General features: G+C 65.9%; 13 protein-coding genes. All 13 read left to right on the top strand.

Annotated elements, in window-relative coordinates:
- Positions 1-10 precede the first annotated feature (10 nt).
- The 13 genes from IEY49_RS10175 (at position 11) to nuoL (ending at position 13,238) form a co-directional block, all read left to right on the top strand.
- Positions 11-1,159, top strand: coding sequence for a sensor histidine kinase (locus tag IEY49_RS10175; RefSeq protein WP_189007742.1), 1,149 nt, complete (start codon positions 11-13; stop codon positions 1,157-1,159).
- Between the two features lie 383 nt (positions 1,160-1,542).
- Positions 1,543-1,878, top strand: a complete 336-nt coding sequence (locus IEY49_RS10170; RefSeq protein ID WP_189007959.1) for an NADH-quinone oxidoreductase subunit A — start codon at positions 1,543-1,545, stop codon at positions 1,876-1,878.
- Between the two features lie 178 nt (positions 1,879-2,056).
- Positions 2,057-2,593 carry a NuoB/complex I 20 kDa subunit family protein gene (locus tag IEY49_RS10165; protein ID WP_189007739.1) on the top strand — a complete coding sequence of 179 codons (537 nt, stop codon included), beginning with the start codon at positions 2,057-2,059 and terminating at the stop codon, positions 2,591-2,593.
- A complete protein-coding gene (locus tag IEY49_RS10160; RefSeq protein ID WP_189007737.1) occupies positions 2,581-3,231 on the top strand; it encodes an NADH-quinone oxidoreductase subunit C in 651 nt (216 codons plus the stop codon). The genes IEY49_RS10165 and IEY49_RS10160 overlap by 13 nt, the downstream gene beginning before the upstream one ends.
- Positions 3,228-4,466 carry an NADH dehydrogenase (quinone) subunit D gene (gene nuoD, locus IEY49_RS10155; RefSeq protein WP_373291889.1) on the top strand — a complete coding sequence of 413 codons (1,239 nt, stop codon included), beginning with the start codon at positions 3,228-3,230 and terminating at the stop codon, positions 4,464-4,466. Before IEY49_RS10160 ends, nuoD begins: the two co-directional genes overlap by 4 nt.
- 11 nt (positions 4,467-4,477) lie before the next feature.
- Entirely contained in the window at positions 4,478-5,092 is a 615-nt protein-coding gene (gene nuoE / locus IEY49_RS10150; protein ID WP_189007734.1) for an NADH-quinone oxidoreductase subunit NuoE, read from the top strand.
- On the top strand, positions 5,089-6,429 hold the full coding sequence (nuoF, locus tag IEY49_RS10145) for an NADH-quinone oxidoreductase subunit NuoF (RefSeq protein ID WP_189007731.1): 1,341 nt from the start codon (positions 5,089-5,091) through the stop codon (positions 6,427-6,429). The genes nuoE and nuoF overlap by 4 nt, the downstream gene beginning before the upstream one ends.
- Positions 6,426-8,663, top strand: coding sequence for an NADH-quinone oxidoreductase subunit NuoG (gene nuoG / locus IEY49_RS10140; protein ID WP_189007728.1), 2,238 nt, complete (start codon positions 6,426-6,428; stop codon positions 8,661-8,663). Before nuoF ends, nuoG begins: the two co-directional genes overlap by 4 nt.
- A complete protein-coding gene (gene nuoH / locus IEY49_RS10135; RefSeq protein WP_189007725.1) occupies positions 8,663-9,829 on the top strand; it encodes an NADH-quinone oxidoreductase subunit NuoH in 1,167 nt (388 codons plus the stop codon). The genes nuoG and nuoH overlap by 1 nt, the downstream gene beginning before the upstream one ends.
- Positions 9,830-9,865: 36 nt before the next feature.
- Positions 9,866-10,405: an NADH-quinone oxidoreductase subunit NuoI gene (gene nuoI, locus IEY49_RS10130; RefSeq protein WP_189007722.1), complete on the top strand. Its 540-nt coding sequence runs from the start codon at positions 9,866-9,868 to the stop codon at positions 10,403-10,405.
- Complete coding sequence (locus IEY49_RS10125; RefSeq protein WP_189007719.1) at positions 10,402-11,001, top strand: NADH-quinone oxidoreductase subunit J family protein; 600 nt, start codon at positions 10,402-10,404, stop codon at positions 10,999-11,001. The genes nuoI and IEY49_RS10125 overlap by 4 nt, the downstream gene beginning before the upstream one ends.
- Positions 11,001-11,303: an NADH-quinone oxidoreductase subunit NuoK gene (gene nuoK / locus IEY49_RS10120; protein ID WP_189007716.1), complete on the top strand. Its 303-nt coding sequence runs from the start codon at positions 11,001-11,003 to the stop codon at positions 11,301-11,303. The genes IEY49_RS10125 and nuoK overlap by 1 nt, the downstream gene beginning before the upstream one ends.
- Before the next feature lie 12 nt (positions 11,304-11,315).
- Positions 11,316-13,238 (top strand): NADH-quinone oxidoreductase subunit L, encoded by a 1,923-nt coding sequence (nuoL, locus tag IEY49_RS10115; protein WP_189007713.1) that lies wholly within the window; start codon positions 11,316-11,318, stop codon positions 13,236-13,238.
- The last annotated feature ends 37 nt before the right edge of the window (positions 13,239-13,275 follow it).

Here is a 13,275-nt window from a genome sequence, read left to right as displayed (position 1 = left end):
CGCGCAACACATGACAAGCCCTGCTCCTACTGTTTTCGTCGTCACGGCGGAGCGCCCGCGCGCCGTGCAGCTGGCATCCACGCTCGCGCAGACCGACGTGCTGTTTATCCAGGACGCCGAGACGCTGCTGCGCGAGGCTCATGTGCGCGTGCCGGACGTCGTGCTGCTGTACAGCGATACCCCCGGCGTGCCGCTTTCGCAGGTGCTGCCCATGCTGCGTCAGCGTCAGGAACTGAGCAACACCTGGTGGCTGGCTGTGGGTACCCATGGTCTGGGCGAACTGCTCGCGGCCGGTGCCGACGCCCTGATCAGTGACGCCTCTCCTGTCGAGGCACTGAGCCTGCAGGTGCAGACCATGCTGAGGCGGGTCGGCCAGGCCCGCATCGCGTCTGAGCGGGTGGGTCAGCTGCAGCGGCGCATGGACACCTGGGAGCATGAGGAACGGGTCCGCGACCAGCTGGTCCACATGCTGGTACATGACCTGAAAAATCCCATCGCGGCCGTCATGGGCCTGCTGGAAATTGTTCAGGACGATAATCGCGTGCCCGACGACGCCCGGGATCTGGTACGGATAGCACGTGACGAGACCCAGCACCTGCTGCATCTGGCGGCCAACATGCTGGATGTCCGCAAGATTCAGGCCGGCAAGATGAACCTGCGCCGCGAACTGATGTTCAGCCCCATGTTTGCCGAGGTGATCGAGCAGGCGCGCGGGGACATCGGCAGCGGCCTGCGCGAGCGCAACGTCCGGGTGGAGGTCCAGCAGGACATGAGCCCCGCCGACGCCGACCCCGAGATCGTGCGGCGCATCATGGCCAATCTGATAAGCAACGCGTTGAAACACACCACCAACGGGGGCATGATCGGTATCTCTGTGTCCATGCTGGAGGACGCTGTGCACGTCGTCGTGCAGGACAACGGCGAGGGCATCCCCGAGGAAGACATTCCCAACCTGTTCGCGGCCTTTGAGCAAAGCCGTCTGACGCTGCATGGCCGCTTCGACACCGGCATGGGACTGGCGTTCTGCAAGATGGCGGTCGAGGAACATGGCGGGACCATCGGCGTGGAGTCTGAGCGTGGTCTCGGCGCCACTTTCAGGTTCACCCTGCCTCTCTCGCGCGACACGGATGAAGATGATTCCGCCGACCTGCTGGTGTGATTCTGATTCCAGAGAAACAGTTACGCAACGGCTGCGTCTTCCAACTTGAGAAGGAAGCCGGATGACGGTTGCGACTGAAAGTGCAGCAGCGACGGGGCGGTAATGGATGTACCCGAATCCATAGTCAGCCCTGTTCTGTACGCGCCTCTGGAACACACCTTCCAGAGGCGCGGACTCTTGTCCATCCGACTTGGCCGGAATGCAGCCGTGCAGCACGCAGCCGTGATAGAACAGGAGTGTTCGACAACCGTTTTTGAAGCTTGAGATTGTAGGCCTCCTCTCTTTTTTTCTGATCGCTCGTGCGGTTTTTCACGTGCAAGTGAAAAGAGGAAGGAGCAAGAGGCAAAAGGGGAGACCTTATCGAATACGCCAACTTCGTGATTATGCTGCTGGTTGCTTTGAGCATCGGCATTCTCGCTGTTCTGGTCAGTGCCATCCTGGGCCCCAAGAAGTCCAGCCGAACCAAACTGATGGCCTACGAGAGCGGCAACGACCCGGAAGGCGGCGGCGTGGGCACCGGTCAGCGCTTCCCGGTGCACTTCTACCTGGTGGCCATGCTGTTCATCATTTTCGACATCGAGACCGCGTTCTTCTTTCCGCTGGCGGTGGCCTACCAGAAGCTGATTCCCTTCGCGTTCTTCGAAGCGATCACCTTTGTGCTGCTGCTGCTGGTCGGGTACTACTACGTGCTGAAAAAGCGGGTCCTGGAATGGACCTGAGAGCAACTACTCCTATGTTGCCTACGGCAAGAAAGCTGAGGGGCCACCTCCGAAGCGCTGCCGCTGAGCCGGGCACCGTGAAGGCAGAGCCGTCACCACATTTCACACGGGCTGCGTGCCCGCCGCCTCTTACCCACATCGGCCTGCCCCGCGACGGTCGGGCCGGGAGAGTACCCTTATGGCACTGAAGGAACTGTTTGACCGCGACTGGCAGGAACTCGAATCAGAAGGCATCCTGTTTTCCAACCTGGAAAAGCTGGTGGCCTGGGGCCGCAGCAACTCGCTGTGGCCTGCGACCTTCGGGCTGGCGTGCTGCGCCATCGAGATGATGAGCAGCACCAACGCCCGCAACGACATGAGCCGCTTCGGCAGTGAGGTGTTCCGCGCCTCCCCCCGGCAGGCTGACGTGATGATCGTGGCCGGGCGCCTGAGCAAGAAGATGGCCCCGGTGATGCGCCGGGTCTATGACCAGATGCCCGACCCCAAGTGGGTCATCGCCATGGGCGCGTGCGCCAGCAGCGGGGGGATGTTCAACAACTACGCTATCGTGCAGAACGTCGACAGCGTGGTGCCGGTGGATATCTACGTCCCGGGCTGCCCGCCGCGTCCCGAAGCGCTGATCTACGCCGTGATGCAGCTGCAGAAGAAGGTCCGTGGCGAGGCATTTGACCAGCTGGGTCACCAGCTGCCGATGGTGGACGCATGGACCCGCTGACCCCGGTTGTGGCGACCACCGTGACGGGTTCAGGCGTGACCGACTCCACCAGGGACGTCACGGCGTTGCTGGGCGAACTGGGCCTGACCGAGGAACACGCGGCCGAGCCCACCGCCGTTGTCCCCGCAGCTGACCTGCGGCGGGTGGCCCAGGCCTTAAAGGACCGCGGCTTCATGCTGATGGACACCGTGGGCGTCGACTACCTGAAATACCCCGAGGCCCGTCCTGCCCGCTTCTGTGTGCTGCACAACGTCTACCACCCGCACGACCACCGCCGCGTGTTCCTGCGCGTGTGGCTGGACGACGGGCAGCCGCTGGACAGTCTGTACCCGGTATGGCGCTCGGCCAACTACCTGGAGCGCGAGGTCTACGACCTGGTGGGCGTGGAGTTCACCGGACATCCGGACCTGCGCAAGGTGCTGACGCCTGACGACCTCGAAGGCAACCCGCTGCGCAAGGACTTTCCGCTCGGAGAGACGCCCACGCTGTTCCGCGAGGGGCGCTTTCTGGACCCGGCGACGTTTCGTGCGGGCCTCAACGGGCAACAGGGCGGCCTGACCGGCTACCGGGGCGAGTACCGCCGTGGTCAGAGCGGCGACCGAGAGCCGCCGGTGATGCCGGCAGGAGGCCCGAAATGACGAGCGTGCCCACACGTCCCCAGGAGTCTGGCCCCGGTACCACGGGCAGTTCGGGCGGTACGCTGATGCATACCGAGGTCATGTCGCTCAACGTCGGGCCGCAGCACCCCTCGACCCACGGCGTGCTGCGTCTGGTGGTGGACATGGACGGCGAGTACGTCCGGAAGGTCGTGCCCCACATGGGCTACCTGCACACCGGCTTCGAGAAGACCTTCGAGCACCGCACCTACCAGCAGGGCGTGACCTACGCGCCGCGCACGGATTACCTGCACTGTTTCGGGCATGAGCTTGCCTACGTGCTCAGCGTGGAAAAACTGATGCAGGCGCAGGTGCCCGACCGTGCCAGCGTGATCCGCGTGATTCTGCACGAACTGGGCCGCATCCACAGCCATCTGGTCTTCGTGGGCACGGGCCTGCTCGACCTCGGCGCCCTGACCCCCTTCTTCTACGCCTTCCGCGAGAAGGAGTCGTGCGTGGACCTCTTCGAGGAGGCCACCGGCTACCGCATGAACCAGGGGTACTTCCGGGTCGGCGGTCTGTCGCGTGACGTGCCCGAGGACTGGCCCGGGCATGTCGCACAATTTCTCGATCAGATGGAGCGCGGGGTCGACGAGTACACCAACCTGTTTGCCAACAACCCCATCTTCGTGGACCGTGCCCGCGGCGTGGGCGTCATTCCCGCCGATGTGGCGCTGGATCTTGGCCTGACCGGCCCGAACCTTCGCGCCAGCGGGGTGCCGCTGGATGTCCGCAAGGCCCATCCCTACTGCGGCTATGAGGCCTACGACTTCGACGTGATCAGCAGCACGGACGGTGACTCGCTGGCCCGCTTCACCATGCGGCTGCTGGAGTTCCGCGAGAGCATCAAAATCATCCGCCAGGCTCTCGCGCGCCTGAAGCCGGGCTTGATCAAGGACCCCAACCGTAAGATCAGCCTGCCGCCGCGCCAGGAGCTGGAAACCAGCATGGAAGCGGTCATCCACCACTTCAAGCTGGTCACCGAGGGCTTTCATCCGCCGACCGGCGAGGTCTACGTGCCGGTGGAAGGTGCGCGTGGCGAGGTCGGGTATTACATCGTCTCGGACGGCGGCAGCGTGCCGTACCGGGTCAAGATCCGTGCGCCCAGCTTCGTCAACCTGCAGGCCCTGGAATACGCCTGTGTCGGCGCGCAGTTTGCCGATCTGATCACCATTCTCGCCACCATCGACCCTGTCCTGGGGGACGTGGACCGGTAAGGGAGCGTCACTTGAGTTATTTCGCAGATAAACAGAGCCTGGTCGCGGAGATCATGCGCCGCTACCCGGATTCGCCCCAGGGCCGCCGCTCGGCATTGATGCCGCTGCTGCGCGAAGTGCAGAACGCCGAGGGCTTCATCAGCGAGGCGCGCATGGCCGAGATCGGCGCGCTGTGCGGCACCACCGCCACGGAAGTGCGCTCGGTGCTGAGCTTCTATTCCACCTACCACACCGTGCCTACCGGCCGGCATCACCTGCAGGTGTGCTCCACGCTGATGTGCGCCCTGGCTGGCAGCGACGAGCTGTGGGACCACCTGGTCTCGGAGCTGGACGTGCAGCCCGGCGAGGTCACGCCTGACGGCGCGTTCAGCGTGCAGAAGGTCGAGTGCCTGGGCTCGTGCGGCACCGCGCCGATGATGCAGGTCAACGATCTGGGCTACTACGAGAATGTCGCGCGCGCCAAGTGTGACCGTCTGCTGGCCAGCATGCGGCGCGGCGAGACCCCGACGCCCGACAACCCCGTGCCGGTCACCGTGAACGCCGAGGGCTGTCAGGTGCTGGCCAGCGGCGACGCCGTGGGGGCCAGCATCACCGGCCTCGCCAAACTGCCGGGAGGACGCGCATGACTGCGGCCGAGCCCGCCCCCAAACCCATCACCAGTGCCAAGGACCCCCGCTTTGCGCCCACCCTGTACGCCCACGTGGGTCAGGCAGGCAGCTGGACCCTGGACTACTACCGCGACAATGGCGGCTACGAGGCGGTGCGCCGGGCCTTTGAAATGGGACCGGACGCGGTCATTGACGAGGTCAAGAAGTCGGGCCTGCGCGGACGCGGCGGCGCGGGTTTCGCCACCGGCCTGAAGTGGTCGTTCATGCCACTGAACGACGGCCGGCAGCACTACGTCATCTGCAACGCCGACGAGTCCGAGCCCGGCTCCTTCAAGGACCGTTACCTGCTGTCCGAGGATCCTCACCAGCTGATCGAGGGCATGCTCATCGCCGGGTACGCGATGCGCGCCACGGTCGGCTTCATCTACATCCGTGGCGAGTACGTGCATGCCGCCGAGCGCGTCTGGCAGGCCATCCACGAGGCCCGCGCGGCCGGGCTGCTGGGCCGCAACGTGCTGGGCAGCGGCTTCGATTTCGACCTGCACGTGCATCGCGGTGCCGGGGCCTATATCTGCGGCGAGGAAACCGCGCTGATGAACTCCCTCGAAGGCCTGCGGGCCAATCCGCGTCTCAAGCCGCCATTTCCAGCCGCCGCCGGTCTGTATGGCCTGCCTACCACCATCAACAACGTGGAAACCTTCTGCGCCGCCACCCAGATCCTGAAGTTCGGAGCCGAGTGGCATGCGGGCATGGGCACCGAACGCAGCAAGGGCATGAAGCTGTTCCAGATCTCAGGGCCAGTGGCCCGTCCTGGCGTGTACGAGCTGCCGCTGGGGACCACCTTCCGTGAACTGATCTACGACTGGTCCGGCGGACCGCTGGAAGACATCAAAGCCATCATCCCCGGCGGGTCGAGCTGCCCAATGATGCTTTGGAGCGAACAGACGCTGGACACGCCCATGGATTACGAGGCCATCGCGGCAGCAGGCAGCATGCTGGGCACCGGGGGCGTGACCCTGATCCCGCGCGCCGACTGCATCGTGAACGTCACCTGGAATCTGGTGCGGTTCTACGCCCATGAGTCCTGCGGCAAATGCACACCCTGCCGCGAGGGCATCTCGGGGTGGATGGTCAAGATGTACGAGAAGCTCGTGCGCGGCCATGGCCAGCCGGGCGACGTGCAGTTGATCCTGGACATGAGCGAGAACATCGGCGGGCGCAGTTTCTGCGCGCTGGCCGACGCCTGCCTGGGCCCGGTGCTGAGCTCAATCAGTCTTTTCCGTGACGAGTACGACCAGCTGGCCACCACGGGTCAGCCGGTATATCCGTCAAGAAGCAGGTGGAAAGCCGAATGAAAGTGACCGTAGACGGAATCGAACTCGACCTCCCGGCCGGAACCAGCGCCATCGACGCGGTGTTCCACGCCGGGCGGGATGTGCCGTACTTCTGTGCGCACAGCTACCTCTCGCCGGTCGGTGCCTGCCGCATGTGTCTGGTGGAAGCCGGGACACCACGCAAGAACCCCGACGGCAACTGGGCCCTGGACGAGGCCACCGGCCAGACCAAGATCTTCTGGCTGCCCAAGCCCATGGCCTCGTGCACCATGCAGGCCACCGAGGGCATGCACGTGCGCACCGCCCGGACCTCCGAGGTGGTGGCCAAGGCGCAGGCCGGCATGATGGAATTCACGCTGCTCAACCACCCGCTCGACTGCCCCACCTGCGACAAGGGCGGCGCCTGCGAACTGCAGGACCGCGCCTTCGAGTACGGCTACGGGGCCAGCCGCTACGGCTTTGACCGCCGCCACGCCGAGAAGCACTACCCGCTGTCGGATTTCGTGGTGCTGGATCAGGAACGCTGTATTCACTGCAAACGCTGCGTGCGCTACTTCGAGGAAGTCCCGGGCCAGGAGGTGCTGGACTTTATCGAGCGCGGTGGCCACACCTTCATCGACACCGAGGAAGGCGGGCTGCCGGTGGGCTTCCAGGGCAACATCACCGATATCTGCCCGGTAGGCGCGCTGCTGGACAACGTGGCGCGGTTCCGCGGGCGCAACTGGGAATACGACCACACGCCGACCACCTGCACGCTGTGCCCGGTAGGCTGCTCGATCACGGTGGACGCGCGCAACGGCCGCATCGAGCGCATCGTGGCCGGCGAGAACCGCGACGTGAACGAGATGTGGATCTGCGACGCCGGCCGTTTCGGGCACGTCTCGGCCTCGGACGGCCGTCTGTACACCCCGCTGGTGCGGGGGGAGGACGGGCAGCTCAGGGACGCGACCTGGGACGAGGCCATCGAGCGGATGAACCGCGGACTCGCGGCCGTGAACCCGGCGGAACTGGGCCTGTACCTCAGCGCCGACAGCACCCTGGAAGAAGGCGTGGCCCTGGAGGCCCTGGCCGGTACCCTGAACACGCGCAGTGTGGACCACTGGCCCCGCCAGCCCGGCGTGGGCGGGGCCCCCACCCTGACGGACATCGCGACCGCCGACGCGGTCGTGATCGTGGGCGCGGACCTGATGAAGGAAGCGCCGGTCGTGCAGCTGCGCGTGCTCGAAATGCTGCGCGGCGGGCTGATTCCCCCCGAGTTCGCCCACGGCACCGCCATTGCCGACCTGCGTCTGGTCGAGCGCCCCGGCCGCAAGCCTGAAAAGCTGGCGGTCATTGGTGCCCAGGACACCGATCTGGCCCGGCAGGCGCGCATCAACTCGCCCACTCCCGGTCCGGAAGCCCTGCGTGGCCTGATCGGCCTGGCTTCTCCGAGCGACCCCCTGCTGATCGCCGCGACCAACCTGCTGGCCGGAGCCGGAGCCAAGGGCATCCTGATTCTGGGTGCCGAGGCTCTGGCCGGCATGGACGCTCCACTCCTGGCGGCTGTGCAGGCCTTCGCGGGCAGCCTCGGGACCCGCGTGCTGGCCCTGCCCGCCGGACCCAACAGTCTGGGTCTGGGCGCGCTGGGGCTGGTGCCCCGCGACGGAGGCCGCAGTTATGCGCAGCTGGCCCAGGCGCCTGCCGCGTTCATCAGCCGACTGGACCCGGCGGCTCAGGGGCTGCCGGCCCGGGCACGCGGCTTCACGGTGGTGCACGATACCCACCTGACCGCGACTGCCCGTCAGGCCGACGTTGTGCTGCCAGCCGTGACCAACTACGAGAAGCGCGGCACCACCGTCAACCTCGAAGGTCGTCTGCTACCGCTGCAACAGGCCGCCGTGAGCAGCGGTGAGGCCGCCGACCTGATCCGCGCCCTGAGCGCGCTGGCTGAAGCCCTGCGTGTCCGGACCACCGTCCGTGGTCAGCGCAGCGCTCAGGCACTGGTCGCGCAGCGGCTCGGTCAACCGGTGGACAGCCTGCCACAGGGCGGCACGGTTGTGACGTCCCTGCCGCGTCCGGCCGCCCCGGCTTCGGGCCTGACCCATACGCCCAGGCTGTGGGACATGCCTCTGACCCACCGTGAAACCGCTTCGGACTGGGCGGAGCACATTTCTTCCCTGGTGGACAACCGCTGGGAGCTGCCCATGCACGGCACGAGCTCTTCGGCTCCCAGGTCGGCCCCGGGGTCCGTCCCAACGCCCGGAGGTGACGACTGATGCCCGACTGGCTTCTGACCCTGCTGATTACCGTGGTCAAGGCGGTGGCGGTCATCCTGGCGCTGCTCACCACCTTCGCATACATGACCCTGGTGGAGCGCAAGCTGCTGGGCCGCTTTCAGATCCGGGTCGGCCCCAACCGGGTGGGCCCGATGGGCCTGCTGCAGCCGGCAGCCGACGCCATCAAGAGCATTTTCAAGGAAGACCTGCAGGTCACGATGGCCGACAAGCTGGTCTACACCCTGGCGCCGATTATCGCCATCGGCATGGCGCTGACCGCGTTCGGTGGCATTCCCGCCGGGCCGGCCGGCAGCCTGTTCGGGGAAAACCCCTGGGTCTACAACCTGGACGCCGGAGTGCTGGCCCTGCTGGCGCTGACCAGCATGGGAGTGTACGGCATTTTTCTGGGTGGCTGGGCCTCGGGCAGCAAGTACCCCATGCTGGGCGGCCTGCGAAGCAGCGCCCAGATGATCAGCTACGAGCTGGGCATGGGCCTGAGCATCCTGGGCCTGCTGATGCTGGTGGGCAGCACCCGCTTTACCGACATCGTCCTGTGGCAGGGCGCCAACGGCTGGATGATCCTGTTCCAGTCGCTGGGCTTCGCGCTCTTTATGATCAGCTCCTTTGCCGAGACCAACCGCACCCCCTTCGACCTGGTGGAGGCCGAGCAGGAACTGGTGGCCGGTTACCTGACCGAATACTCCGCGATCAAGTGGGCGCTGTTCCAGATGGCCGAGTACGTCAACATGATCACTGCCTCGGCCCTCATGGCCACGCTGTTCTTCGGTGGCTGGCGTGGCCCCGGGTTCCTGAACGGCATCATTCCCGGCATTGCCGACCTGCCGATTGTGTGGCTGGTCGTAAAGATCGGCTTTTTCCTGTTCGTGTTCATCTGGGTGCGCGCCACCCTGCCGCGGCTGCGCTACGACCAGCTGATGCGTTTCGGCTGGAAGCTGCTGCTGCCGCTGGCCCTGTTCAATACCGTGCTGGTGGCCGGTTACGTCGCATTTTTCAGCGCCTGGGGCTGGTGGCCACTGGCGCTGCTCAGCCTGCTGGGGTTGATAGCCCTGCTGGCCCTGAGCGACACCGTTCGTCAGCTGTGGACCCCGCCCCGGCGTGAAAGCGAGCTTCCCCGCGTTCCCTCCCGCTCTGCCGGAGGCGACTGATGCACCTTTCTTCCCGTCCCGCACAAGGAGGCCCCCATGGGTGTGCTTGAAATCGCCAAGGGCATGGGCCTGACCCTCGGCAAGCTGTTCCAGAAGCCCGTCACCGTCAGCTATCCGGAGGAACGAGCCACACTCAAGCCCCGCTTTCGTGGGCGGCACGTCCTGACCCGGCACCCCGGGACCGGGCTCGAGAAATGCATAGGCTGTTCGCTGTGCGCGGCGGCCTGCCCGGCCTACGCGATCTACGTGGAGGCCGGCGAGAACGACCCGCGTGACCCGGTGAGCCCCGGCGAGCGCTACGCCAAGGTCTACGAGATCAACATGCTGCGCTGCATCTTCTGCGGCATGTGCGAGGAAGCCTGCCCCACCGGCGCTGTCGTGCTGGGCAACGAGTTCGAGATGGCCGACTACCGCTACAACGACATCATCTACGGCAAGGAAGACATGCTGGTGGGTGTGGAGGGCAGCCGCGCGCAGCGGCGTGACGCCGCCAACGCCGGCAAACCCGTCCGGGTGGGCTTCCGGGTCGACGGCGGCGCCCGCGACGAACTGGAGGGGGTGACGTACCCGCAATGATGCTGGCTTTTATTCTGCTGGGCGCGCTGGCCCTGGTGGGCGGCGTGCTGACCATCGCTGCGCGCAACGCGGTGCATGCCGCCCTGGGCCTGGTCGGTACGCTGCTGTGCGTCGCCGGGCTGTTCGCCACCATGAACGCGTCCTTTCTGGCGGCCATCCAGGTCATCGTGTACGCCGGGGCGATCATGGTGCTGTTTCTGTTCGTGATCATGATGCTCAACGCCAACGCGCCGGTCACCGGCCGCGACCCGGTGCCTTTCGTGCGGGAGCTTGCCGGCATCGGCGGGGTGCTGCTGGCCGGAGCCTTCGTGGTGCTGGCCTTTACCTACCGTGACCCCCGGCCGCTCGTCGAAGGCGCCGGAGCGCTGCGCGGCGGCGGCGCCGGGCCGGTGGGGGAGACCCTGCTGACCCGCTTCCTGCTGCCGTTCGAGGCCGTTAGTATTCTGCTGCTGGTGGCCATTGTGGGGGCTGTGGCCCTGGTGCAGCGGCCTGAATCCCAGACGGACGGCCTGCCCGACAGTGACGCCGAGACCCTGCCGCTGACCCCGCAGCCCCATTCGCAGGCCCAGTCACAGACCCAGGAGGTGCGTGCCTGATGGTCCCGACCACCTATTACCTGGCGCTTTCCGGGCTGCTATTCGCCCTGGGCATGATCGGAGTCCTCACAAGACGCACGGCGATCATGGTGTTTCTCAGCGTGGAACTGATGCTGAATGCCGCAAACCTCAGCCTGGTGGCCTTCTCCCGCGCGTGGGGCGACCTGACCGGGCAGACGGCCGTGTTTATCGTTATGACGCTGGCTGCCGCCGAGGTCGCTATCGGCCTGGCCATCATCGTCGCCATCTTCCGCAAGCGCGAGACCACCAACGTGGACGACCTCGCGGGTCTGAAAGGCTGAGTGGCTCCCCTGATGCCCCTGTATCTGCTTCCGCTGTTTCCGCTGATCGGCTTTGCCGCGCTGATGCTCTTTCCCCGCGCCTTTCCCGGCAAGACGGGCGGCTGGGTGGCGTCGGGCGCCGTGCTGGCCTCGTTCCTGGTCGCCGTCATGCGCTTCCTGGGCCAGACCGACACGCCCACCCACGAAGTGCTCTGGACCTGGCTGCCCAACATGGCCCTCAACGCCAACCTGGCAGTGGGTTTTTGGTTCGACCAGCTCTCGGCCCTGATGGCCCTGATCATCACCGGCGTGGGCTTCCTGATTCACCTGTACTCCATCTCGTACATGGGCCATGACCGGCAGTTCACGCGCTTTTTCGCGTTCCTGAACTTCTTCGTGGCCATGATGCTGATTCTGGTGCTGGCCGACTCCTACCCGCTGATGTTTGTGGGCTGGGAAGGCGTGGGCATGGCCTCGTACCTGCTGATCGGCTTCTGGTTCTCCGGGCGCAACAGCGAGGCCAGTGATCAGGACCTGCGTGAGGCCGGCCACCGCGAAGGCATCTCCAACAGCAACGCCGCGCGCAAAGCCTTCATCATGAACCGCATCGGGGACCTGGGCTTCATGCTGGGCATGTTCCTGCTGTACAAGCTGTACGGCACCCTGTCCATTCCGGAGCTGACCGAGCGGGTCGAGGGCGCGAACGTCGCTCGCGCCGGCATCGAACTGGCCTGTCTGTTCCTGCTGGTGGGCGCCGTGGGCAAGAGCGGCCAGCTGCCGCTGACGACCTGGCTGCCCGACGCCATGGCCGGCCCCACGCCGGTCTCGGCCCTTATTCACGCGGCCACCATGGTGACGGCCGGCGTGTATCTGGTCGCCCGCAGCCACTTTCTGTATGACTTGGCGCCCAGTGCCAGCCTGTGGGTCGCGTGGGTGGGTGGGCTGACCGCGCTGTACGGCGCGCTGTCGGCCCTGAACCAGCACGACATCAAGAAGATCCTGGCGTACTCCACCGTCTCACAGCTGGGGTACATGTTCATGGCAGTGGGTCTGCATGCCTACTCGGCGGGTGTCTTTCACCTGCTGACGCACGCGTTTTTCAAGGCGCTGCTGTTCCTCTCGGCCGGCGCGGTAATTCATGCCCTGCACGAGGAGCAGGATGTGCGGGCCATGGGCGGCATGCGGCGTTTCATGCCCTTTACCCACATCGTGGCGCTGATGGGGGTGCTGGCCATTGCCGGCATTCCGATCTGGAGCGGGTTCTTCTCCAAGGACGCCATCCTCGCCTCCGCGTACGAGGCCAACCCTCTGTTGTACGTGATCGGGCTGGGCGTGGCACTGCTGACCGCCTTTTACATGGGCCGCTGGTACTTTCTGGTGTGGCGCGGCGAGTACCGTGGTCACACCTCGCACCCGCATGAGGCCGACACCCTGATGAAAGTGCCGCTGGGCATCCTGGCGGCCCTGGCCACGCTGGGCGGCCTGCTCAACATTCCCACCTTCCTGGGTGGCTCGCACGCCTTCGACACGTACCTGGGCCGCGCTGTGCCGGTCCATGGGCACGAGATCGCGGTCTCCACCGAGATTCTGCTGACGGTTCTGGCGGTGGCCGCCGGACTGGGCGGACTGGCCTGGGCCTACGTGGAGCACAAGCGCCGCAGCCTGTTCGACGGTCCGCTGGGAGAAGCCAGCACCCGCGCCCTGTACCTGGATGACCTGTACAACGGTGTGGTGGGCACGCCCAGCCGTGCCCTGGCCGCCAGCCTGGACGCCGTGGACCGCGGTGTGGACGGCACCATTGGTGGCGTAGCCAGTACCGCCAGTTCGCCGGGCGGCCTGTTTACCTGGTGGCAGAGCGGCTTTGTGCGCTCCTACGCGGTCAGCATGCTGCTGGGCACCGCGCTGATCATCGGGTACTGGGCCATCAAGACCATCGGCATGGGGGGCGGCGCGTGAGACAGCTTCCGTCTGTTCCGTCCTCCACCCGGCACGG

This window comes from Deinococcus malanensis, assembly GCF_014647655.1.
Taxonomy (GTDB): Bacteria; Deinococcota; Deinococci; order Deinococcales; family Deinococcaceae; genus Deinococcus; species Deinococcus malanensis.
The sequence above is the reverse complement of the archived record's forward strand: the minus strand, read 5'-3'. Positions and strand labels throughout refer to the sequence as shown.